Origin of the sequence: Sulfitobacter marinus, assembly GCF_900116285.1 — a bacterium.
Lineage (GTDB): Bacteria > Pseudomonadota > Alphaproteobacteria > Rhodobacterales > Rhodobacteraceae > Sulfitobacter > Sulfitobacter marinus.
This window is the reverse complement of record NZ_FPAJ01000001.1, coordinates 31,551-52,771: the sequence shown is the minus strand read 5'-3', so window position 1 is coordinate 52,771 and position 21,221 is coordinate 31,551. Positions and strand designations below refer to the sequence as shown.

25 protein-coding genes and 1 other RNA gene are annotated in these 21,221 nt (G+C 58.3%); 12 read left to right on the top strand and 14 right to left on the bottom strand.

All coding sequences use genetic code 11. The features are described 5' to 3' along the window. Nucleotides 1-103 precede the first annotated feature (103 nt). The 4 genes from BM347_RS00260 to BM347_RS00245 all read right to left on the bottom strand — a co-directional run bounded on the left by BM347_RS00260 (nt 104) and on the right by BM347_RS00245 (nt 4,009). A complete protein-coding gene (locus BM347_RS00260; RefSeq protein ID WP_093915333.1) occupies nt 104-1,444 on the bottom strand; it encodes an 8-oxoguanine deaminase in 1,341 nt (446 codons plus the stop codon). Further along, the gene (locus BM347_RS00255; RefSeq protein ID WP_093914440.1) at nt 1,441-2,247 is read right to left on the bottom strand and encodes an inositol monophosphatase family protein; all 807 of its coding nucleotides are present in this window, start codon (nt 2,245-2,247) and stop codon (nt 1,441-1,443) included. The genes BM347_RS00260 and BM347_RS00255 overlap by 4 nt, the downstream gene beginning before the upstream one ends. 77 nt (nt 2,248-2,324) lie before the next feature. Continuing rightward, nucleotides 2,325-2,699: a helix-turn-helix domain-containing protein gene (locus tag BM347_RS00250; protein ID WP_093914439.1), complete on the bottom strand. Its 375-nt coding sequence runs from the start codon at nt 2,697-2,699 to the stop codon at nt 2,325-2,327. A gap of 461 nt (nt 2,700-3,160) precedes the next feature. Next, entirely contained in the window at nt 3,161-4,009 is an 849-nt protein-coding gene (locus BM347_RS00245) for a LysR family transcriptional regulator (RefSeq protein WP_093914438.1), read from the bottom strand. Between the two features lie 349 nt (nt 4,010-4,358). Between BM347_RS00245 and BM347_RS00240 the strand changes: the two genes are divergently transcribed. From BM347_RS00240 to BM347_RS00230, 3 genes are read left to right on the top strand one after another with little or no spacing between them, the layout of a single operon-like run. Further along, nucleotides 4,359-5,135 (top strand): Bax inhibitor-1/YccA family protein, encoded by a 777-nt coding sequence (locus BM347_RS00240; RefSeq protein ID WP_093914437.1) that lies wholly within the window; start codon nt 4,359-4,361, stop codon nt 5,133-5,135. Nucleotides 5,136-5,195: 60 nt separating this feature from the next. After that, on the top strand, nt 5,196-5,441 hold the full coding sequence (locus BM347_RS17740) for a DUF1272 domain-containing protein (RefSeq protein ID WP_342742162.1): 246 nt from the start codon (nt 5,196-5,198) through the stop codon (nt 5,439-5,441). Continuing rightward, complete coding sequence (locus BM347_RS00230) at nt 5,380-6,075, top strand: SDR family NAD(P)-dependent oxidoreductase (RefSeq protein WP_093914436.1); 696 nt, start codon at nt 5,380-5,382, stop codon at nt 6,073-6,075. Before BM347_RS17740 ends, BM347_RS00230 begins: the two co-directional genes overlap by 62 nt. A gap of 9 nt (nt 6,076-6,084) precedes the next feature. On the opposite strand, the gene BM347_RS00225 is transcribed toward BM347_RS00230, so the two are convergent. The 7 genes from BM347_RS00225 to gatC all read right to left on the bottom strand — a co-directional run bounded on the left by BM347_RS00225 (nt 6,085) and on the right by gatC (nt 10,962). After that, a complete protein-coding gene (locus tag BM347_RS00225) occupies nt 6,085-6,777 on the bottom strand; it encodes a VIT1/CCC1 transporter family protein (protein ID WP_093914435.1) in 693 nt (230 codons plus the stop codon). A 110-nt stretch (nt 6,778-6,887) separates the two neighbouring features. Continuing rightward, complete coding sequence (gene rpmG, locus BM347_RS00220; RefSeq protein WP_005852281.1) at nt 6,888-7,055, bottom strand: 50S ribosomal protein L33; 168 nt, start codon at nt 7,053-7,055, stop codon at nt 6,888-6,890. A 184-nt stretch (nt 7,056-7,239) separates the two neighbouring features. After that, nucleotides 7,240-7,651, bottom strand: an RNA gene (rnpB, locus tag BM347_RS00215) — RNase P RNA component class A. A 72-nt stretch (nt 7,652-7,723) separates the two neighbouring features. After that, the gene (locus BM347_RS00210) at nt 7,724-8,395 is read right to left on the bottom strand and encodes an N-acetylmuramoyl-L-alanine amidase (protein WP_093914434.1); all 672 of its coding nucleotides are present in this window, start codon (nt 8,393-8,395) and stop codon (nt 7,724-7,726) included. Between the two features lie 9 nt (nt 8,396-8,404). Beyond that, a complete protein-coding gene (locus BM347_RS00205) occupies nt 8,405-9,148 on the bottom strand; it encodes a hypothetical protein (protein ID WP_093914433.1) in 744 nt (247 codons plus the stop codon). A gap of 39 nt (nt 9,149-9,187) precedes the next feature. Next, complete coding sequence (gene gatA, locus BM347_RS00200; RefSeq protein ID WP_093914432.1) at nt 9,188-10,675, bottom strand: Asp-tRNA(Asn)/Glu-tRNA(Gln) amidotransferase subunit GatA; 1,488 nt, start codon at nt 10,673-10,675, stop codon at nt 9,188-9,190. Further along, on the bottom strand, nt 10,675-10,962 hold the full coding sequence (gatC, locus tag BM347_RS00195; protein WP_093914431.1) for an Asp-tRNA(Asn)/Glu-tRNA(Gln) amidotransferase subunit GatC: 288 nt from the start codon (nt 10,960-10,962) through the stop codon (nt 10,675-10,677). The genes gatA and gatC overlap by 1 nt, the downstream gene beginning before the upstream one ends. Before the next feature lie 182 nt (nt 10,963-11,144). Here gatC and BM347_RS00190 point away from each other — a divergent pair, with 182 nt between their 5' ends. Beyond that, complete coding sequence (locus tag BM347_RS00190) at nt 11,145-11,837, top strand: metal-dependent hydrolase (protein ID WP_093914430.1); 693 nt, start codon at nt 11,145-11,147, stop codon at nt 11,835-11,837. Here the strand turns inward: BM347_RS00190 and BM347_RS00185 are convergent. The 3 genes from BM347_RS00185 to BM347_RS00175 are packed head-to-tail and all read right to left on the bottom strand — an operon-like array spanning nt 11,834 to nt 13,333. Next, nucleotides 11,834-12,256, bottom strand: coding sequence for a hypothetical protein (locus BM347_RS00185; protein ID WP_093914429.1), 423 nt, complete (start codon nt 12,254-12,256; stop codon nt 11,834-11,836). The two genes, BM347_RS00190 and BM347_RS00185, sit on opposite strands and share 4 nt — an antisense overlap. Further along, on the bottom strand, nt 12,253-12,873 hold the full coding sequence (locus BM347_RS00180) for a DUF5671 domain-containing protein (protein ID WP_093914428.1): 621 nt from the start codon (nt 12,871-12,873) through the stop codon (nt 12,253-12,255). The genes BM347_RS00185 and BM347_RS00180 overlap by 4 nt, the downstream gene beginning before the upstream one ends. A 4-nt stretch (nt 12,874-12,877) precedes the next feature. Next, entirely contained in the window at nt 12,878-13,333 is a 456-nt protein-coding gene (locus BM347_RS00175; RefSeq protein ID WP_093914427.1) for a nucleoside deaminase, read from the bottom strand. A 63-nt stretch (nt 13,334-13,396) separates the two neighbouring features. Here BM347_RS00175 and BM347_RS00170 point away from each other — a divergent pair, with 63 nt between their 5' ends. From BM347_RS00170 to BM347_RS00130, 8 genes are all read left to right on the top strand, one after another. Further along, nucleotides 13,397-14,407, top strand: a complete 1,011-nt coding sequence (locus tag BM347_RS00170) for a pseudouridine synthase (RefSeq protein ID WP_093914426.1) — start codon at nt 13,397-13,399, stop codon at nt 14,405-14,407. Between the two features lie 326 nt (nt 14,408-14,733). Next, a complete protein-coding gene (locus tag BM347_RS00160) occupies nt 14,734-15,630 on the top strand; it encodes a 5-bromo-4-chloroindolyl phosphate hydrolysis family protein (RefSeq protein ID WP_093914424.1) in 897 nt (298 codons plus the stop codon). 37 nt (nt 15,631-15,667) lie between these two features. Then, nucleotides 15,668-16,834 carry a toxic anion resistance protein gene (locus BM347_RS00155; protein ID WP_093914423.1) on the top strand — a complete coding sequence of 389 codons (1,167 nt, stop codon included), beginning with the start codon at nt 15,668-15,670 and terminating at the stop codon, nt 16,832-16,834. A 13-nt stretch (nt 16,835-16,847) separates the two neighbouring features. Then, nucleotides 16,848-17,807, top strand: a complete 960-nt coding sequence (locus BM347_RS00150; RefSeq protein WP_245764142.1) for a DUF2927 domain-containing protein — start codon at nt 16,848-16,850, stop codon at nt 17,805-17,807. Between the two features lie 32 nt (nt 17,808-17,839). Then, nucleotides 17,840-18,946, top strand: coding sequence for an SPFH domain-containing protein (locus tag BM347_RS00145; RefSeq protein ID WP_093914422.1), 1,107 nt, complete (start codon nt 17,840-17,842; stop codon nt 18,944-18,946). A gap of 10 nt (nt 18,947-18,956) precedes the next feature. Next, nucleotides 18,957-19,367: a Rid family hydrolase gene (locus tag BM347_RS00140; protein WP_093914421.1), complete on the top strand. Its 411-nt coding sequence runs from the start codon at nt 18,957-18,959 to the stop codon at nt 19,365-19,367. 54 nt (nt 19,368-19,421) lie between these two features. Continuing rightward, nucleotides 19,422-20,549 (top strand): primosomal protein N' (replication factor Y) - superfamily II helicase, encoded by a 1,128-nt coding sequence (locus BM347_RS00135; protein WP_093914420.1) that lies wholly within the window; start codon nt 19,422-19,424, stop codon nt 20,547-20,549. Then, entirely contained in the window at nt 20,546-21,220 is a 675-nt protein-coding gene (locus BM347_RS00130) for a nitroreductase (protein WP_093914419.1), read from the top strand. The genes BM347_RS00135 and BM347_RS00130 overlap by 4 nt, the downstream gene beginning before the upstream one ends. Nucleotide 21,221: the final 1 nt, after the last annotated feature.

Sequence of the window (21,221 nt, the reverse complement as noted above, 5' to 3'; positions counted from 1 at the left end):
CAGACGTCTGACCACCCACGCCGCTCATTCAGGTGGGCTCACATCTAAACGCGCGCCTAAAATACAATGTGGCGCAGCCACGCCTTTGGATCGATCACCTGTTTTAAAGCTGCGCCTGCAAACCCTGTACCAGGGTCTTTTGCCGCGCGATCTGGGCTTGCAGATCAATGGTTTTCAGCTGTCCGTCCGAAACAACCCGCCGACCTTCAACCAACAAATCCCGCACCGTTTGTGGTCCTGCCATCAACAGGGCTGCCGGATCCCAACTGCCCGCGCTCTCAATCCCACTGACATCCCAAATAGCAATGTCCGCCCGCGCGCCCACGGCGATCCGCCCGCATTCGGGCCGGCCCAGAACATCAGCGCCGCTGCGGGTTGCGATTTCCAGCGCTTCGCGCGCGCTCATCGCGTCAGCGCCCTGCGAGACACGTTGCAACAGCATGGCCTGCCGCGCCTCGGCGACCAGATTGCCGGCATCATTGCTAGCCGATCCGTCGACGCCCAAACCGACCCCCACGCCCGCATCGCGCAGATCGCGCAGTGGGGCGATGCCGGACCCCAAACGACAATTGGAGCAGGGACAATGTGCTACGCCAGTACCAGTTTGCGCGAACAGCTCAATCTCGCTTTGGTCCAGCTTGACGCAATGGGCGTGCCACACGTCAGGCCCGACCCATCCTAGATCTTGGGCATATTGTCCGGGCCGACAGCCGAATGTCTCTAGGGAATAGGCAATGTCTTCTTCGTTTTCGGCCAGATGCGTGTGCAGCATCACGCCCTTGTCCCGCGCCAAGACTGCAGCATCACGCATCAAGTCACGGCTTACAGAAAACGGTGAACAGGGGGCAACGCCCACCCGGCACATGGACGACGGGCTGGCATCGTGAAAGGCGTCAATCACCCGGATGCAATCGTTCAAGATCGCGGCCTCTTCCTCGACCACGGCATCGGGCGGCAGCCCACCATCGCTTTCACCAATGCTCATCGCGCCGCGGGTCGGCTGAAAACGTAGACCAATTTCCTGAGCGGCGTGAATGGTGTCTTCCAGCCGCGATCCGTTGGGATAAAGATACAAATGATCCGCGCTAAGGGTGCAGCCCGACAGCGCCAGTTCTGCCAGCCCTATCTGCGCCGAGGTGAACATATGGTCCGGCGTGAACCGCGCCCAAATCGGATAGAGCGTGCGCAGCCAGCCGAACAGCAGCGCGTTTTGCCCCCCCGGCACAGCACGGGTTAAGTTCTGGTATAAATGATGGTGCGTATTCACCAGGCCCGGTGTTACGACACATCCGGCTGCGTCGATGACCTCTCCCTCGCAAGACAGGCCATACCCGACCTCTGCGATGGCACCATCACGGATCACGATATCAGCCCCCGCCAGCTCGCGGCGTGTGTCGTCCATCGTCAGGATATGATCCGCATTGCGGACAAGAACCCCCGTCACGCGGGACACCCCCGCAGGATATCAAGCGCCTGCGCATGGATATCCGCGTTCGCCGCCGCGACTGCCCGCCCCCCTTGGTGCGCCGGGCCGCCCTGCCAATCAGTAACGATCCCGCCTGCGGCTTGAATGACGGCTATGGGGGCCTGGATGTCATAAGCATTCAAGCAAGATTCAATCACCAGATCGATCTGACCCGCAGCGACCAACGCATAGGCATAGCAATCCATACCATAGCGGGTCAGTTGGGCGCGCTGCGCGACCTGCTGAAATGCCGCGCCCTCGGCGATACTGCCAACTTCTGGGAAGGTGGTGAAAACAGTCGCATCGGACAGATCGCGTGCGGGGCGCGTTTTCAGCGCATGTGTGCCACTTGGCCCCGTAACCGTAGCCAGTCCCGGCCCCCCAATGAAGCGTTCACGAATATAGGGCTGGTCAATGATCCCGAAAAACGGTCCGTCTCTGTCACCCACGGCAATCAACACGCCCCAAGTTGGCGTCCCAGAGACAAACCCCCGGGTGCCGTCAATCGGGTCCAATACCCATGTCAGGCCGGACGTGCCAGCAACAGCGCCATACTCCTCGCCCAGAACGGCATCATCTGGCCGTTCGCGCGCAAGAATACCCACCATGGCGCGTTCCGCTGCGCGGTCCGCGATGGTGACAGGATCATAGCCTTGCGAAAGTTTGTTATCAGCCGACAGATCCGACGCACGAAAATGCGCCAGTGTCTCTACTCGGGCAGCATCGGCCAATAAATGGCCGACGCGCAGGATATCGGGATCAAGATCATTTCGAATAGTCATGACACTGTCAGTGACATCAACTTATTACCGTTGCAATAACCTTGACCTACTTGCCTGTCAGGCTAAGTGATCCGAAATCAGGCCACATCACTTAGGACGCGAGCCAGCTCAAAAAGGCGGCGGCGTTGATGTTCAGGTATAGAATAGTATGAACGCACCAGATCCATCGCTTCCTTGTCGCCGATCAGGTCGGCAGGGATGCTTTGGGATAGACCATCGGATTGGCCTTTTTCGGCTTCGAGCCCCTCAAAGAAATGCGCGACATCCACACCCAATGCATCCGCGATATCCCACAAACGCGACGCGCTAACGCGGTTCGCACCCGTTTCGTATTTTTGGATCTGTTGGAATTTAATTCCCACCAGTTCTGCAAGCTTTTGTTGCGTCATTCCGGCCAACCACCGGCGTTGACGGATACGCTGTCCTACATGAACATCTACTTTATGCGGCATCGCTATACTCTTTCCAGTTGCATGCACAAAAACATGTGCAGTACGTTTTACATCTAGCGGAAACAGGCAAAACTCGCCGTCCCCACAGCCTTAGGGCCTCATTTACTCTTTAAATGCTCACAAATAAAGTCCGAATGCGTATGATCCCTAATAAGTTCGGGGCATAATTCTTTATTCAAACATTTGCAGATGCAAATTCCCCAAAAGGAAAACACACCCTATACGTGCATTTAGGCGCGCCGCGATACCTAAATGTGAAAAAAGGCATTTATGTGTCGTCCCCAAACGTTAGTTGCACGCTATAGGTGTATCGTGATCATATTATTGTCCTTATTGGATAATTCCCTGACATACGTCAGTGCGCGAAGCCTGAAGCAGGTGCAATGCGGCAAATATGCACAGGTGCCTGCGCGTCGTTTTGAAATCACTGCGACCTGCGACAGAGGTGCCATTTACCCTGATCAGCGTTGAAACATGTCACGGATCATGGTTGCCAGCGAATCGTGCACTATATTGCGCTTTTCTGACGCACCATAAAGGTTAATATTCTGTGAAGGCAGGGATGGCAGCGCGCCATGATGCTGTACACGCTCAAGATGCGGGGGCTCTGTGCCGTCAATCATCGTATGCACCGCCAAGTCGGCGCTTACCGTCGCCTCAATGGTGCGGTCGCTTTCTGTCTCAACGATGAGATCCCATTTGATGTTTTGCTGGTCCAGCGCTTCGATCACTTTCGGCCGGAACGTGCAAAAGCGACCAAGAGCCAACTTCAGCGGCCTCTGACGCCATGCCGCACCGCCAGGTGCCCCGATCCAGATCAGCGGTTTTTGACAAAGCGTCTCACCACCGCTGTCCAGACCGCCTTCCGTTGTCACGATCAGATCGCAGGCCCCCTTGGCAAAGCTCTCCTTGAGTGTCCGCGTATAGGAAGATTCCAGCTGCACCCGAACCCGTGGGAACTCCGAATGAAACTGTTTGAGGACTTGGGGGATCGCCGGATAGACAATGTCATGGGGCACCCCCAAGGTAATTACCCCCTCGTGCGATTGATCCGTCAGCCTGCCAATCATTTCATCGTTCAAAGCAATCATGCGGCGCGCATAGGCCAACACCTGTTCACCGCTCTCGGTCAGCGCAATTGTGCGGCCCGATCTGTCCAGCAGCACCAGATCCAACAGCTCTTCCAGACGTTTAAGCTGCATTGACACAGCCGATTGGGTCAGGTGCAGGAAACCTGCGGCTCGGGTGACCCCGCCAGTATCTGCAACAGCAATAAAGGACCGAAGCGTGGTGATATCTAGGTTTCTCATTCATTCGCTTTCGTGATGTTTTCATGGAAAACATCAGATACTGTGATGAAAAGTGCAAGGGGATTTACAAAACCGGCAAATATACTGGGACGTGACCCCGTAAAAGCTGCTGTTTTAACGCCGGCTTGCGGCCCCTGCTCAGCCCAGGATCTCGCCCAACCACCACACACCCGGAAAACAAGCGCCGCACTGCGCGGGTACGACATCGTTAATGCGTTATCTTAATTGAAACCACTTACCGATAATCGGCGGAAAAGCCTTGAAAAACCGCGCCAGTCACCCGATATTCCATGCAATACCGGGGTCGGAAAACCAATCCCGCAACTCTTTTACCAATTGGAGGACTTTCATGGCCGACGTGAATACAATCCGGTCCGCTGCCGGATCCCGCGCCGCCGCTATCGACGAGGGGCTGCGCACCCATATGAACAAGGTGTATGGCACCATGTCGATTGGCATGTTGATCACCTTTGCCGCTGCTTGGGCCATTTCCGGTCTTGCAGTTACAACAGACCCTGCAGCCGCTGTTGCGCAGATTGGGGCTGATAAATATCTGACCTCGTTCGGGTCAGCCTTGTACATGTCGCCGCTTAAGTGGGTTGTGATGTTTGCGCCGCTCGCCTTTGTCTTTGGTCTTGGCGCTGCCATGAACAGAATTTCGGCAGCGACTGCACAGACGCTGTTTTACGCGTTTGCTGCTGTCATGGGTATTTCCATCAGCTCGATCTTCTTGGTCTTCACAGGCTATTCGATCATTCAGATCTTCCTGATCACATCGATCGCCTTCGCGGGTCTGTCGCTGTGGGGTTACACCACCAAGAAGGATATTTCCGGTTGGGGTAGCTTCTTGATCATGGGTGTGATCGGTCTGATCGTTGCATCTGTCGTCAACATCTTCTTGGGCTCGCCTGCCTTGGTGTTTGCGATCTCTGCCATCGGCGTACTGATCTTTGCGGGTCTGACTGCCTATGACACGCAAAACATCAAGAACACTTATCTTGCGCACGCCCAACATGGCGACCAAGAATGGCTGGCAAAGTCTGGTATCATGGGCGCACTGAGCTTGTACCTGAACTTTATCAACATGTTCATGATGTTGCTGCAACTGTTCGGCAACCGCGAATAAACGCGTCTTAGACGCTTAAGACTATAAAGGCCCGTCAGAGAAATCTGGCGGGCCTTTTTCATGCCCTGCCCCCTTGCATACCCTCCTGCCGTCGCGTTTTTTGGGCCCATGCCGATGCTTGAGCTACGCCCCAATTGCAAGATGTGTGACAAAGACCTGCCGCCGGACGCCACAGAGGCGCGGATATGCAGTTACGAGTGCGCCCTTTGCCGCCCCACTAAACTGAATGAAAGGTCCATACCCCATGCCCAGAACTGTCCTTGTCACAGGGGGTGCCATCGGCATCGGGCGCGCCATTGCCGATGATATGGCACAAGATCACAACGTCGCGATTGTTTGGCACACATCCCCGCCAAAGGCGCTGCCGGATGGTATCCTCGCTATCCAAGCAGACCTGACCCAAGACGGGGCCTGCGCCGAGGTGGTGAAACAGACGATCGCGCATTTTGGGCAGTTGGATGTGATTGTTAATAACGCTGGCGCTGTCCGCTCGACCCCGTTGGACAGCTTTGATGCGACAGAGCAGCATGCACTGCTGGCCATAAATGTGCTGGCCCCAGCAGATCTGCTGGCCGCCGCCCTGCCACATCTGCAAAGCGGTGCTGCGATTGTGAATATATCATCGATGAATGCCGTGCTGCCACCCAAGGGGGCCGCACTTTTTGGGGCCAGCAAGGCCGCGTTAAACCTGTGGACGCGGGCCATGGCCAAAGAACTGGGGCCGCAAGGCATCCGCGTTAATGCCGTCGCACCGGGTGCCATCAACATTGCCGAAAACCCGCGCCCTGATACACTGACAGAGCTGTTTGTGAAAGAGACCGCTTTGGGCCGGATCGGAACGCCCCAAGACATTACCCGTGCCGTCCGGTTTCTGGTCAGCGCCGATGCAAGCTTTGTTACGGGCGAAGTTCTGACCGTATCAGGGGGCTACCGTCTGTAAGCGCGCCGCTTACGCGACAGTCGTGTTGAAAAACTGCCCAACGCCGGCGGTGAACAGCATCGCTACGACGCCCCAAATGACGGCACGTGTAATCGCAGGTCGCATCGGCGCACCACCCAGCTTGGCACCGCCACCACCCAGCAAAACCAACGCTAAAGCCGCGGTCGCTGCTATTGCGCTGATATCTGCCGCCTGCGGGGCCATAAGCGCTGCAGCCAAGGGAAATGCGCCCCCGAGACCAAAGGCAACCGCAGAGGCACCAGCGGCCTGCAAGGGGTTTGCCTGACCGGCAAGCCCGAACATGCCCAGCTCTTCGCGGGCGTGGGCACCAAGGGCGTCATGGTCGGTCATCTGCGACGCAACTTTGATGGCCAATGCCGCGTCTACGCCCCGGCTTTCCAAGCCTTCGGCCAATTCTTCAAGTTCGTAATCAGGATCTTCTTCCAATGCGACGCGTTCGCGTTCTAGGTCGGCAGCTTCAACATCGGCCTGAGCGGACACCGAGACATATTCCCCCGCTGCCATCGACAGCGCGCCCGCGGTAAGCCCTGCAAAGCCCGTTAGCATCACATTCCCGGAGGCCATGCCAGCCGACGTTACACCGACCAACAGGCTGGACATCGAAACGATGCCATCATTGGCACCCAGTACAGCCGCACGCAGCCAATTGCTCCGGTTTATAAAGTGGCCTTCTTTGGGCATAGGGTCGCCTTTGGATGCGGGTGCGGCGCGTGCACCTTTAGAAACAGTCGTACAAACGCAAAAGACCGCACACAAGGGTGCGGTCCTGCATTCCGTTCAAAGGGCAGATCTTACTTGATCTTGCCTTCTTTGTATTCGACGTGCTTCCGAATAACGGGGTCATACTTTTTGATGACCATCTTTTCGGTCATGGTACGCGCGTTTTTCTTTGTGACGTAGAAATGGCCTGTGCCCGCGGACGAGTTCAGACGGATCTTGATCGTGGTTGGCTTCGCCATAGTCGTTCTCCTGCAAGTACGAGAAGGCCGCTGTCGGCCAAACCTCGTGAAATCCTGAGATTTGGGTTCTAGTCACGCCAGCCCCCGAGTCAACCGCTATTTCCCCACCAATGCGGAATGGAGCCGGAAAATTCGAATTTTCCGGGCCGGAATTTTTGAAAAATTCCGATACGGGCCTGAAATAATGCGCGGAAGGCCTATAAGCCGGATTTTGTCCCTGTCCGAAGACAGGGGATGACCATTCCTCTGACCCTACAGTTACCTGCAGGGCTATAGCTGCCAACCCGGACCTGCTGGGGCAGAAAAAGCCCCGCTTTGTCTGTTGCCAGACGCAGCACGCGGTCCCTATTTGGCATTGCTCCCGGTGGGGCTTGCCGTGCCGGAGATGTTACCACCCCCGCGGTGCGCTCTTACCGCACCGTTTCACCCTGACCGTCCCGGTGGTATCGGTTGCCCGACCCGCCGGGGTGGCGGTTTGTTTTCTGTGGCGCTGTCCGTCGGGTTACCCCGCCCGGGCGTTACCCGGCACCGTTTTTCCTGGGAGTCCGGACTTTCCTCGACCTTGTTACCAAGACCGCGGCCATCCAGCCTTCCGCGCGCTGCACGCCTAGCGTTTTATTTTGTGCGACGTCAATCTGTTTTGGGGCTGGGATGCCTCCGGCGGGGATTTATTTCCATTTGGAAGCGGGCATGTGGCACAGGTTCATGTCCTCCGCGCAGAGCGGTCCGGTGCGCCACGGGGCAAAGCGCAGGCGTGTGGTGGCCAATAGCGTCTCAAGTGCTGCGTCGGCGGTAAAGCCTGCTTGTTTTGCGTGTGCGGTGAAGGTTTCAGGGGATGGGGCAGCGGCGGGGCGGTTAGGTCTGCCTTGGCCTGCCAGCCCTTGTCGTGCAAGGCGTGCCCAATCGAAATGTGGGCCGGGATCTGACTTGCGGCCCGGTGCCATGTCAGAGTGCCCTATGACCCCATCAGGTTGGATATCCCATCGGCCTAAAATACCCCCCAAAAGGGCTTCAAGCGCGCTCATCTGCGGCTCGGAGAACGGATGATCGCCCGTGTTGTCCAGCTCGATCCCGATGGAGCGGGAATTGATATCGTCTTGGCCTGCCCACTCACCCTGCCCTGCGTGCCAGGCGCGTTGGTCTTCCTCGACCATTTGGATGACATCGCCCGTGGTGCTGATCAGGTAGTGCGCCGACACCTCGACTGCGGGATCACACAGCCGTTCCAGCGCATCCGCTGCGGTTTGCATTGCTGTATAGTGGATCACAACGAGCGAGGGCCGCAGCCCGTTGCGGCGCGGCCCTTGGTTTGGCGAAATATGTTTGATGACGTTGGCCACGCTTGGCCCCTACCCCTCGATTGCCCGACGGTAGGGGGCCGGATCCCAATCGCATGCGTAGCCATCACCATCGGGGTCCATGCCGGCCCGATCGCGTTCGGGCCCGCCTGCGCTGAGAAAGGCAATTTGGGCCTGATCTGGGTGGCTGTATTCGGCACAGGCCCGCACATATTTGCGTTCCTTGTTCAGACCGCGGCGGGTATAGATCGCAGTTCCAATGCTATGTTTGGTTTGCAAAGCATAGGAAACGATATTGGGTCCGGCATCTTTGCGCTCTGGCAGAGCCTCAGGCTCGACCACGCGGTACTGCGCGCGGTTTGCTGCGATACGTGCGGCGTCACCTTCAATGGTTCGTTCACCCGCGACGGCGTCAAAGTTGTTTTCCTGCGATATTCCTTCGGCATTCAGAACCGGCGGTGCCGGGTTTGCGGGACTGGCGTTGATCGGTGCGACACCGGAGTTCGTAGCCGCGTCATTGCCAAGGCCACCGGGGCGCGTTGCATCAAGAACCCGCGCCGTTTCAGCCGCTGTCGCGGCCGCCGATCCGTCCTCGGGGGCAGACAACGCAGTTGCGGTCACAGCAGAAGGTGCCGGAAGTGCCCTCTGCGTGCTTGCCGCGAGGGCCGCGTCACGTTGGGCTTGCTGCGCCTGAAAATCATCAAACCCCGCACCGCGCCCACTGTCGGGGATTGCGGGTTGGCACGCAGATAGGGCCATGCCCAAAACTGCAACGAGCGAGAGTGGTTTAATCATTTTTCCTGCTTTTTCATTTACTGCTTTATTGGCAGTCTTTTACCACCATTTGTCTGGCTTGGCTACAAACCCCGCCGCCTTCTCAAGTGCATAGGCGGTAGACAGCAGATCGGCCTCTTCCCACGGACGTCCGATGAGCTGCAAGCCCAATGGCAGGCCCTTGGAGCTGGTGCCCGTTGGCAGCGCAATCCCGGGCAAACCGGCAAGGTTTACGGTCACGGTAAAGACGTCATTCAGATACATAGCAACGGGATCGGCATCCGTCATCTCGCCCAAGCCAAATGCGGCAGAAGGGGTTGCAGGTGTCAGAATACTGTCAACGCCAGCGGCAAATGCGTCCTCGAAATCCTTCTTGATCAGCGTACGTACCTTGCGGGCGCGGTTGTAATAAGCATCGTAAAAACCGGCGCTTAGCACATATGTCCCAACCATCACGCGGCGCTGAACCTCGGGGCCAAACCCTTGGGCGCGGGTTTTTTCGTACATTTCAGTGATGCCGTCGCCCTGATCCAGCTTGGCACGGTGACCATAGCGCACCCCGTCATAGCGCGCGAGGTTCGATGACGCCTCGGCCGGGGCAATCACGTAATAGGCCGGAAGCGCATATTTCGTGTGTGGCAGCGAGATATCAACGATCTCGGCCCCAGCATCGCGCATCATTGCAATGCCATCCTGCCAGAGTTTCTCAATCTCCTCGGGCATGCCATCCATGTGATATTCGCGCGGGATGCCGATCTTTTTACCACGGATGTCGCCGGTCAGCGCCGCCTCAAAGTCGGGCACCGCCAAGTCTGCCGATGTACTGTCCTTGGCGTCATAACCGGCCATTGCACCCAACATGATCGCTGCATCACGCACGGTTTTGGTCATCGGTCCCGCCTGATCCAGCGAGGACGCAAAGGCCACCACACCCCAACGCGAACAGCGGCCATAGGTGGGCTTGATGCCAACCGTGCCTGTAAACGCCGCAGGCTGACGGATCGACCCGCCAGTATCCGTACCCGTCGCGGCCAAACACAAATCCGCAGCAACCGCCGCCGCAGACCCGCCCGACGATCCCCCCGGTGTCAGCGGTGCGTCATCGCCAGCACGCCGCCAAGGGTTCACAGCATTGCCATAAACAGATGTCTCGTTCGACGATCCCATGGCGAATTCATCCATGTTCAGCTTGCCTAACATCACAGCGCCTGCGTCAAACAGGTTCTGCGACACGGTGCTTTCATACTCGGGTAGGAAGCCTTGCAAAATCCGCGATCCGGCTTGCGATGGCACGCCCTTAGTGCAGAACAGATCTTTGATGCCAATCGGCAATCCGCACATGGCAGGCGCATCGCCCGCCTTGATCCGTGCATCGGCCACTTTGGCTTGATCTGCGGCCAGATCCGCCGTGTGATGGACAAAGGCGTTCAAGGCACCCGCGCCTTCAATCTCGCTCAAACATGCGTTGGTCAGCTCGACCGATGACACATCCCCTTTGCGCAACGCATCGCGTGCATCGGCAAGGCCCAGTTTGTTCAAATCAGTCATTACTCAACCACCTTCGGAACCGCAAAAAATCCTTCGCGCGCGTCTGGCGCATTGGCCAGAACCTTGGCCTGCTGGCCCCCGTCACGCACCACATCATCGCGCCGCTTCAAAACCTGAGGCGTCACTGACGTCATCGGCTCAACCCCATCAACGTCAACCTCATTCAGCTGTTCGATGAAGCCAAGGATCGTATTGAATTCCAGCGCCAGCGCGGGCAACGCGTCTGGTTCAACCTTGATACGGGCCAGCTTGGCCACCCGTGCGGCGGTGGTCTCGTCAATGGACATGGGCGCTCCTTATCTCTTTGTCTGCCGTTTACCGCCCCCCGCAGCCCCCTGCAAGTCTGGGCGGGCGGTGATTGTCCCATTCCCCGCACTTCAGCTTCATTTTGCCAAATAAACTCCCGCCGGAGGCTCCCCAAATCTGCATCACACGCTACAGTCGGGTGAATCAACCAAAGGGAAGACACATGAATATCATCTGGCTCGGCCACGGCAGCTTTCGCATCGAAATCGAAGATCAGGTCCTGCTGATCGATCCTTGGCTGACCGGCAATCCAATGCTTGAGGAAAGCCAACACAGCGCGGCACTGAACGGGGCCACTGAGATTCTTGTGACCCATGCGCATTTCGACCATATCGCCGACGTGCCTCAGATATCCAAGGATCTGAACGTTCCGGTCTCTGGGATGTATGAGCTGGCCCAGTACCTTGGGACCCAAGGTGCCATTGCAGGTGACAGCTTCAACATGGGCGGCACGATCGCGCGCGGCAATGTCAGCGTCTCAATGGTGCCAGCGTCGCATTCCTCAAGCGTGAATGTGGACGGCATGCCGAACTACATGGGCAGCGAAGCCGGACTTGTGATCAAGGGCGAAGGCCATTCAATCTATGTATCGGGCGACACAGGCATCATGGCCGACATGGATTGGATCGGTGATTTTCACAAACCTGACATTGGCATTCTGTCAGCAGGCGGGCATTTCACCATGGGCATGGCCGAAGCCGCCTATGCTGCCAAACGTTACTTCGATTTCAAGACCGTGATCCCTTGCCATTACCGCACCATGCCGCTCTTGGAACAATCCGCGCAGGTATTGGATGACGGCCTGCCGGGCGTCAACGTGATCGAACCGCAAGTGATGCAAGCGATCACGTTTTAGTCGCTTTGGGTGTCATCCTCGTGACGCGCGATGCAGACAATATTACCCCCGCGTAGGATCAGGTCGTTTTTAAACGGCAAGATCCTGCGCGGGGTTTTAGGGTCTAGGGCCAGCTCGGCGCAGACCTCGAAACTGTTTAGGTTCAGTTTGGTATAGCGATAGGGTTCGTTGGTCACCGGATCATGCTGGTTTGAGTCCTGATACCCCGGGCACGGTGCCACATCTTCAAGGCTTTCGGGCAACTTGCGCTCTGACTGGCCCTTACAAGCGATCCGATCCGCTAAAGTTCCAAGATCAGATACCCGTTGGCGGTCCTGCTCGACCATGCGGGCGTAGCCCGGCCCGCCAACCACCCAAAGCCCTGCACCTATTGCCACAGCGACCATCAGACAAAACCCGATAAGCAACACGCGGTTCATTCAGCGTCCTCTTGCCGTATCGCGTTATAATAGAAAAGGAATATCCCCCCAGCGACCAGCCCAACGATGCCCGCCTTTAGCATGAATTGCGCGGTTAGGTCTCCGGTAAGCAGGGCATAGATCGTCGCGACCAGATCACCCAGCAATGTTCCAGCCGCCAGCAAAAGCGCAATATATGTCAGCCATTTTCGGATTGCCGACCGGTGCAGCGCAGGGTCACGGGCCAATCTGCGGCGTTCGCGCAACGTCAGCCACAGGTATAGCGGGGCCGCAACGATCAGAACCGAAACGCCAAAACGAATCCGCCCGAAAACCGCATAGCCATCCTCTTCGAACAGCAGGTCGACCAGCACCTGTAACACAATCACCAGATTGATCGCGCCCACCAACAACACCCCAAAGGTCAACGCATAGATAAAGAAATCCCGCGCAGACACGGTTTGCACGGGGCGCGGCACCGGCGGGGTAAATGCCGTCTCAGCCCATGCGTCCAACGCATCGATGATCTCGGTCTTGCTCCAACCGGCATCGGTTAACGCAGCGGTGATATCTGCGCGGCTGTTGCCCGCGGTCAAGGCATCTCGAATGAAAAGGCTTAACTCGTCTCGGCTTGCCATCGGGTTATCCTTTTCTTTTGCCTGCGAAAAAATCGGTTAGCATGGCTTGGGCTTCCTGCCCTGCGATGTCGTCATAGACTTCGGGCACATGGTGGCATTGCGGATGGCTGAACACCCGCGCCCCTTGGGCCACACCGCCAGATTTGGGATCGCTGGCCCCGTAATACAGCCGCGCTATACGCGCCGCCGCGATCGCACCGGCACACATCGCGCAAGGCTCCAACGTGACATAAAGCGCGTGGCCGCCAAGCCGCTCGGACCCGACAGCATCACAGGCTGCGCGGATGGCAAGCATCTCGGCATGGGCGGTGGGATCGTTCAACTCACGCGTTCTATTGCCCGCCGCCGCCACGATCTGACCTTGCGGCCCGACGATCACGGCACCCACCGGCACCTCGCCGCGCAAGGCGGCGGCGCGGGCTTGTTCCAACGCGGCAGACATATAAGAAGTAAAGGCCATCCCCGCACTTGGCCGTAAATGCAGCCCTTTCGCAAGGGCAGGAAACAAGGTAAGCGCTGAATTATGAGCCAAGATAACCCCACACAGCCTCCGAAATCCGGCACACCTGCGGGCGACCGCATCGCCAAAGTATTGGCCCGCGCGGGTCTTGCCAGCCGCCGGGAAGCCGAGCGTATGATCGAAGCGGGGCGCGTGCGCGTCAACGGCGTGCAAATCGATTCGCCTGCGTTGAACGTGACGGCGGCCGATCAGATCAGCGTTGATGGCAAACCTGTGGGCGATCCCGAACCGCCGCGCATGTGGCTCTATCACAAGCCAACCGGCCTTGTGACCACCAACCGCGATGAAAAAGGCCGCGGTACGATCTTTGATGATCTCCCCGAAGACATGCCCCGCGTGATGAGCGTGGGACGGCTTGATTTGAACTCCGAAGGGTTGCTGCTGCTGACAAATGACGGCGAGGTAAAGCGCAAGCTCGAGCTGCCGTCGAACGGCTGGTTGCGCCGCTACCGCGTCCGCGTCAATGGCCGCCCGTCCGAGGAGGTGCTGGACCCCCTGCGCAAGGGCATCACCGTCGATGGTGAAAAATTCCAGCCCATGACTGTTTCACTGGACCGCCAGCAAGGCGCAAACGCGTGGCTGACGGTGGGTCTGCGTGAAGGCAAGAACCGCGAAATCCGCCGCGCCATGGAAGCGGTGCATTTGTCGGTGAACCGCCTGATCCGCACCAGCTATGGCCCTTTTCAGCTCGGCGAATTGAAACCCGGCGAAGTCGAGGAACTAAAGCGCAAGGTTGTGCGGGATCAATTGGGCATCGAGATCGAAGATAACAGCGGCACCGCCGTTAAGAAAAAGCCCAGTCATATCGTCAAGCGCAAGCCGCGCAAACCCGGCATGCCCGGCCCCGGTCGCCCCGGCCTGCCCAAAGAACCGGGCGAAAAGACCGCGACGGGCAAAACCATCCCCGGCAAGCCCAAGCCTGGTTACGGTAAATCCAAGCCCGCGCGCCCCGCATCTGACGGCCCTGCCCTGCGCAAGTTCGGCACCCGCGTAAAGAGCACGCGCAAACCCTGAATTCTGCTTTGGCGGGCATGTTATACCAAGCATACCTCCAGAATCCCTAGCGGCCCGCCGCCAGAGCCCCTATATATGGGACAGAAGGAAATTTAGATGGGTCGATTGTTTCTGTTTGCGGCACTATTTGCGCTAATCCTTGTGGTTGGCTACCTATTGATAACAATCGTAGCGCGGATTTTGGGTGCAGGACAGAATACGTTGAGACCCCCTAACGGACTAGACAAAGAGGGCCTGATGATACCCACACCGTTCCAAAAGATCACTTATGCTGCGTTGATCGTTCTGTTGTTCGGCGTGGCGACGGGCTGGCTGGGGGGGCTATAATGGCCAAATGGTACGGCGGCAAATATAGTCAGGACGGCGACACATCACAACAAGACGGCCCCCCCACGCCGCACCGATCCGGTGCAAAGCGAGTCGAGGTTGACCCGGTCGGGGGCCGTGCGAATGTTTTGTTTATCCCCGCAATCCCATTGGTTTTCATGTCCTTGAACGATGGCGCGCAAGGGTTGGCCTTGGGCTTGATCGCGGCGGGATCGCTTACCGGGGCAGCGCTTATGCTGCGCGAGGGGCTCAAGGCCGAAGCCGCTTATGTCGCGCGCAAGGTCGCGGAACGCCCTGCCCTGCCTCGCAAAATGATCGCGAGCTTACTGACCGGTTTCGGCGTCGGCTTGGCCGCCTATAAAAACGACCCCGGCGTTGCTGCCGCTGTGATCTATGGGTTGGCCGCGCTTGGGCTGCATGTGTCGGCCTTTGGCATTGATCCGCTTTCGTCCAAAGGAATGGAGGGGATCGACAGCTTTCAAAAGGGCCGCGTCGCCCGTGTGGTCGAAGAGGCCGAGAAACACCTGACCGCCATGAGCACTGCCATCGCACGCGCGGGCGACCGTCAGGCCACGGACCGGCTGGCGGATTTCCAGACAACCGCGCGCACCCTGATCCGCACCGTCGAGGAAGACCCCCGTGATTTGACGGGCGCGCGGAAATACCTGTCGGTCTATCTGCAAGGTGCGCGTGATGCGACGGTCAAGTTTGCTGATATCTATGCCAATACCCGCGATGCGCAGGCGCGCGCCGACTACCTGGCCCTGCTGGATGATCTGGACAAAAACTTTGCCGCGCGCACGCAAAAATCGCTATTGGAAGACAAGTCCGACCTGAACATTGAGATTGACGTGCTGCGCGAGCGGCTTTCCCGAGAAGGCGTGCGCCTGAAGTAACGCGCCTTTCACCACAGCATAGAGAGAGATACCCCACATGTCCGACATAGTCCGCGAAAAAGCCGCCCAAACAGAAGCATTGGTTGATGAGGTCAATGCGCTTGTGCTGGCCCAACCCGCGCCCGCCGACGCCATTGTGCCGCTGGAAAAGGCCAAAGGCAAAATGAGCAAGGAAATCAAAAGCCGCATGGCTGAGATTGACATGACCGAAACCCAGTCGATTATCTCTTTTGGGTCCGCCGCACAGGCCGAACTGCAAGAAATCAGCCAGTCCATGTTGCAAGACGTGCGTAACAAGGATGTCGGCCCCGCCGGTGACAGCCTGCGAAATATCGTCACCACCATCCGTGGTTTCTCCGTCTCTGAACTGGACGTGCGCCGCGACCGCAGCTGGTGGGAACGCCTGCTGGGCCGTGCGGCACCTTTCGCCAAATTCACCGCCCGGTTTGAGCAGGTCCAGGGCCAGATCGACCGCGTCACGGACGAGTTGCTAAGCCACGAGCACACATTGCTGAAAGACATCAAATCCCTTGATCTGCTTTATGAAAAGACGTTGCAGTTCTATGATGAACTGGCGCTTTATATTGCGGCGGGCGAGGCCAAGATGGCCGAACTGGACGCCAAGGATATTCCCGCGATGGAAGCCGCCGTAGAGGCCGCCGATGAAAACGATCAGGTGATCAAGGCCCAAGAACTGCGCGATATGCGCGCCGCCCGTGATGATCTGGAACGCCGCGTGCATGATCTGAAGCTCACCCGTCAGGTGACCATGCAATCGCTCCCCTCGATCCGGCTGGTTCAGGAGAACGACAAATCCCTGGTCACCAAGATCAATTCGACCCTCGTGAACACCGTGCCGCTTTGGGAAACACAATTGGCCCAAGCGGTTACGATCCAGCGGTCGCGCGAGGCGGCTGTGGCCGTGCGCGAAGCCAATGATCTAACCAATGAATTGCTGACCTCGAACGCAAAGAACCTGCGCGAAAGCAACAAGATCATCCGCACCGAGATGGAGCGCGGCGTGTTCGATATCGAAGCGGTCAAACAGGCCAATGCAGACCTGATCGGCACCATCGAGGAATCGCTGCAAATCGCGGATGAAGGCAAAGCCAAACGCGCCGCCGCCGAAAAGGATTTGCAGGAAATGGAAGCAAAACTGCGCGACACTCTCGCGTCGGCAACGGCATCCAAATCAGCCGTATAACAAGGGCGGTCAGATGTCATTGCGGGTCGGTCAGTTCAAACGCTGGATGGGCACAGGGGCAGCAGCTTTGCTGCTCGCTGCTTGCGCCTTTCAGACCGGCGTTGATCCCACCCTCAAGCCTATCGGGCGGCCGGATGAATCTGGCCTGCCTGTTCCCAATGTGGCGCAACCCACGTCCCCAGAAAGCGCGCGGCTGCGCAGCTATTTCAATCAGGTACAGCAGGCACAGCTGAACCAGGGTTTGCTGCGCAGTGACGGTGGCGGCCCCGACACCCCCTACACGGCTGAAATGCTGGCGCGCAACTTTGAACAGATCGCGTTTTACAACGAATATAACGCCAGCTTTTCAGGACGTGGTGAAAAGACATTGATGCGCCGTTGGGACCAACCGGTGCGCATGGCCGTTGTATTTGGCGACAGCGTTCCACCCTCGGCCCGCAAAACCGACAGCGCGGCGGTGCGCGCTTATGCCGGGCGGCTGTCCGGGATCACCGGCCATCCGATCACCCTGCGTGGCAGCCCCAATTTCATGGTGATCATAGCGGGCGAAGATGACCGCGAGGCGGCACTTGTTCAGGCGGCGCAGCGCATTCCGGGCGTCACCCCCGCCAGCCTAAGCGCGTTGCGCAACCTGCGCCGCGACACCTATTGCATCGTTGCGGCCTATGCAGGCGGGGCCGATCCCAGCACCTATACCGCCGCTGTGGCGGTGATCCGTGCTGAAAACCCGTCGCTGATGCGCCTGTCGTGCATTCACGAGGAACTGGCACAAGGCTTGGGCTTGGCCAATGACAGCCCCACGGCGCGCCCGTCAATCTTTAACGATGACGACGAATTCGCCTTGCTGACCCGTCACGACGAAGACCTGCTGAAAATCCTCTACGATCCCCGCCTCAAAGCGGGAATGAGCGCCGAACAAGCCGCGCCAATCGTTCGCACCATCGCCCGTGAATTAACGGGCGGACCTCTTTAGACTGCTGCCACCTTACCGAAAGGACCAACCCTATGGGTATTCTCGATTTCCTATCTGGCCAATTCATCGACGTCATTCACTGGACCGATGACACCCGTGATACCATGGTCTGGCGGTTCGAGCGCGAAGGCCACGAAATCAAATACGGGGCCAAGCTGACCGTGCGCGAAGGCCAGGCGGCCGTGTTTGTCCACGAAGGGCAGATCGCCGATGTCTTCACCCCCGGTCTTTATATGCTTGAGACCAATAACATGCCGATCATGACATCGCTTCAGCATTGGGATCACGGGTTTAAAAGCCCCTTCAAATCCGAAATCTATTTCGTCAACACCACGCGGTTCAATGATCTGAAATGGGGCACCAAAAACCCAATCATCCTGCGCGATCCCGAATTTGGCCCGGTGCGTCTGCGCGCCTTTGGCACCTATGCCGTCAAAGTATCCGATCCCGCGCATTTCCTGACCGAGATCGTTGGCACGGATGGCGAATTCACCATGGACGAGATCAGCTATCAGATCCGCAACATCATCGTGCAGGAATTCTCGCGCAGCATTGCGATGTCGAAAATCCCGATCCTTGATATGGCCGCCAACACCCGCGAGTTGGGCAAGCTGATCAGCGGCGAAATATCCGCCACAATTGGCGAATATGGTCTGTCGATCCCAGAACTATATGTCGAAAACGTATCCCTGCCGCCTGCTGTCGAACAGGTATTGGACAAACGGTCGTCCATGGGCATGATCGGCGATCTGCAACAATACACGCAATTCCAAGCCGCCGAGGCATTGGGCCGTGATGGCGGTGCAGGTGCGGCAATGCAGGCCGGTCTGGGTGCCGGATTAGGCATGCAGATCGGTGCCGCCGCGGCCCAAGCTGGCCCTTGGGGCCCGCGCCCGACCGCCGCGCACACCCCGCCGCCGCCACCGGTCGCCGACAAGGTCTGGCATCTGGCCAAGAATGGCCAAACCAAGGGACCGTTTTCCAAAGCAGCCCTTGGTCGTATGGCAGCAGAGGGCGCAATGACCCGCGAAACATTCGTGTGGACCCCCGGTCAGGATGGCTGGATGAAAGCCGATGATGTGGATGAGCTGGCCCAGCTCTTCACCGTGATGCCGCCCCCACCACCACCCGCCGGATAAGGCGGGGGTTATGGCGCGCGATGTCGTATCTCCCCCCGAACTGGCCCAGCTTATAGAAGCAACTGGGTTCTCTCCCGCCGTGCGCGCGGGGGATTTCCTGTTTCTGACCGGTGCAACAGGCGGTGATTCAGAGGGCGTGATGCCGCCCGACATTACCAGGCAGGTGCAAAATGCCTTGGGCAAGGCCCTGCTTATCATTGACGCTGCAAAGGGTAATGCCGACAGCATCGTCGAGGTCACCAGCTATCACATCGGGCTGAAATATCATTTTGATCAGGTCAATGATGTTATGCGTGACATGCTAGGCGTGCCGCTGCCCGCCTGGACGGCGGTCGAGGTCGCAGACCTGCGCCGTCCCGGTGCCTTGATCGAATTGCGGATCGTGGCCCATTTGCCCACCCCCAAGCCTGCCCGCAAATGACCTGCGTCTGGTCTCACTCGATATCTATCTCCGGCCTCACTGCGCGGTGCCGTGATGCCTGATACCCCGCCCTTCGAAATGCCCCCGGCACCGCCTGCGCCAATCGAAGAACACCGTTTCCCGTGTGACAGATGCGGGTCGGACCTGCGATTTGATCCGGCCGAATATAAGCTGGTGTGTGATCATTGCGGCAACACCGAACGCATATCCGGCAAACGGTCGTATCAAACGATTGAAGAGTTGGATTTTCGCGCGGCCATGGCTCACGCTCTGCCGCCCACCGAAATGGAACAGACCCGGGTTACGACCTGCCCCAATTGCGCGGCACAGGTCGAATTCGACGAAGACAAACACGCAACCGAATGCCCCTTCTGCGCGACCCCCGTGGTGGTCGACACCGGCCTGAACCGTCATATCAAACCGCGCGGCGTCTTGCCCTTTGCGCTGACCGAAAACGTGGCCAAAGACGCCATGACAAACTGGCTTGGCAATCTGTGGTTCGCGCCAAATGGTCTAAAGGAATACGCCCGCAAGGGCCGCCGGATGCAGGGCATCTATGTCCCCTATTGGACCTACGATGCCGATACCAAATCCAGCTACACGGGCGAACGCGGCACGGTATATTACGTGACCGTCACCGTGATGCGTGATGGCAAACGCGAACAACGTCAGGTCCCCAAGGTGCGCTGGCGGTCTGCCTCGGGTCGGGTGGCGCGGTTCTTTGACGACGTTTTGGTGCTTGCCTCAAAATCCCTCCCCAAGAAGTTTACCGATGCTCTGGCACCTTGGGACCTGTCCGCGCTGGAGCCTTACGCCCCCGAATATCTGGCCGGTTTCCGTGCCGAGGCCTATTCGATCACCCTCGAAGACGGCTATGCCGAGGCGCGCCAGTATATGGATGCGATGATCGAACGCGACGTGCGGTTTGACATCGGTGGCGACCGGCAGCGCATCCACAATGTGCAGACACAGGTGAGCGATGTGACGTTCAAACATATCCTGCTGCCGGTCTGGCTGGCGGCCTATAAATACCGCGGCAAGACATACCGTTTCGTGGTTAATGGCCGCACCGGCAATGTCCAAGGTGAACGCCCCTATTCCGCGATCAAGATAACCTTTGCCGTGATCCTTGGCCTGTTGGCCGCCGGGGTGGTCGGCTATTATATGGCGCTGCAACAATGACCCAGATCGACACTCTCACCGACATCTTACAGGCGCGCTATTCGTGTCGCGCATTCCAGCCCGATCCCGTCCCTGATGATGTGATTACCCGGATCATCCAAACGGCCCGCCACGTGCCCAGTTGGTGCAACGCGCAACCGTGGCAGGTCACCATCACCAAAGGCGATGCAACAGACCGGTTTCGCAGCGCCCTGATGGATGCCGCCAGCCAAGGGATACCGCCCGAACCCGATCTGGACTGGCCCAAAGGTTATTCCGGCGTATATGCCGAGCGCCGCCGCACCTGCGGCTTTCAGCTTTATGATGCAGTGGGGATCGACAAATCCGACCGCGAAGGCCGCAGCGCACAAATGCTGCGCAACTACGCTCTGTTCGACGCGCCCCATGTCGCGATTATCACCGCCCCGGCCGAGCTTGGCCCCTACGGCGCAATGGACAGCGGCGGATTTGTAACCGCCTTTACCTTGGCCGCCACCGCCCTTGGCGTGGCCACCATCGCCCAAGCCGCCATTGCCGCCTATGCCCCATTGGTGCGCGATCATCTGGACATCCCCGATGACCGGCTGGTGCTCTGCGCCATTTCCTTTGGCTATGCCGACCAAGACGCCCCGATCAACCAGTTCCGAACTGAACGGGCGGACCCGACTGACATCATCGATTGGAAATCCTGAA

Coding starts and splice junctions, on each gene's coding strand:
- BM347_RS00180 (WP_093914428.1), bottom strand. CDS start 12,873: ATGGCAAGCCGAGACGAGTTAAGCCTTTTCATTCGAGATGCCTTGACC.
- BM347_RS00185 (WP_093914429.1), bottom strand. CDS start 12,256: ATGAACCGCGTGTTGCTTATCGGGTTTTGTCTGATGGTCGCTGTGGCA.
- BM347_RS00205 (WP_093914433.1), bottom strand. CDS start 9,148: ATGATTAAACCACTCTCGCTCGTTGCAGTTTTGGGCATGGCCCTATCT.
- BM347_RS00150 (WP_245764142.1), top strand. CDS start 16,848: ATGTCATTGCGGGTCGGTCAGTTCAAACGCTGGATGGGCACAGGGGCA.
- BM347_RS00140 (WP_093914421.1), top strand. CDS start 18,957: ATGGCGCGCGATGTCGTATCTCCCCCCGAACTGGCCCAGCTTATAGAA.
- BM347_RS00145 (WP_093914422.1), top strand. CDS start 17,840: ATGGGTATTCTCGATTTCCTATCTGGCCAATTCATCGACGTCATTCAC.
- BM347_RS00160 (WP_093914424.1), top strand. CDS start 14,734: ATGGCCAAATGGTACGGCGGCAAATATAGTCAGGACGGCGACACATCA.
- BM347_RS00255 (WP_093914440.1), bottom strand. CDS start 2,247: ATGACTATTCGAAATGATCTTGATCCCGATATCCTGCGCGTCGGCCAT.
- BM347_RS00175 (WP_093914427.1), bottom strand. CDS start 13,333: ATGGCCTTTACTTCTTATATGTCTGCCGCGTTGGAACAAGCCCGCGCC.
- gatA (WP_093914432.1), bottom strand. CDS start 10,675: ATGACTGATTTGAACAAACTGGGCCTTGCCGATGCACGCGATGCGTTG.
- rpmG (WP_005852281.1), bottom strand. CDS start 7,055: ATGGCGAAGCCAACCACGATCAAGATCCGTCTGAACTCGTCCGCGGGC.
- BM347_RS00170 (WP_093914426.1), top strand. CDS start 13,397: ATGAGCCAAGATAACCCCACACAGCCTCCGAAATCCGGCACACCTGCG.
- BM347_RS17740 (WP_342742162.1), top strand. CDS start 5,196: ATGCCCTGCCCCCTTGCATACCCTCCTGCCGTCGCGTTTTTTGGGCCC.
- BM347_RS00245 (WP_093914438.1), bottom strand. CDS start 4,009: ATGAGAAACCTAGATATCACCACGCTTCGGTCCTTTATTGCTGTTGCA.
- BM347_RS00230 (WP_093914436.1), top strand. CDS start 5,380: ATGCCCAGAACTGTCCTTGTCACAGGGGGTGCCATCGGCATCGGGCGC.
- gatC (WP_093914431.1), bottom strand. CDS start 10,962: ATGTCCATTGACGAGACCACCGCCGCACGGGTGGCCAAGCTGGCCCGT.
- BM347_RS00250 (WP_093914439.1), bottom strand. CDS start 2,699: ATGCCGCATAAAGTAGATGTTCATGTAGGACAGCGTATCCGTCAACGC.
- BM347_RS00155 (WP_093914423.1), top strand. CDS start 15,668: ATGTCCGACATAGTCCGCGAAAAAGCCGCCCAAACAGAAGCATTGGTT.
- BM347_RS00190 (WP_093914430.1), top strand. CDS start 11,145: ATGAATATCATCTGGCTCGGCCACGGCAGCTTTCGCATCGAAATCGAA.
- BM347_RS00135 (WP_093914420.1), top strand. CDS start 19,422: ATGCCTGATACCCCGCCCTTCGAAATGCCCCCGGCACCGCCTGCGCCA.
- BM347_RS00240 (WP_093914437.1), top strand. CDS start 4,359: ATGGCCGACGTGAATACAATCCGGTCCGCTGCCGGATCCCGCGCCGCC.
- BM347_RS00225 (WP_093914435.1), bottom strand. CDS start 6,777: ATGCCCAAAGAAGGCCACTTTATAAACCGGAGCAATTGGCTGCGTGCG.
- BM347_RS00130 (WP_093914419.1), top strand. CDS start 20,546: ATGACCCAGATCGACACTCTCACCGACATCTTACAGGCGCGCTATTCG.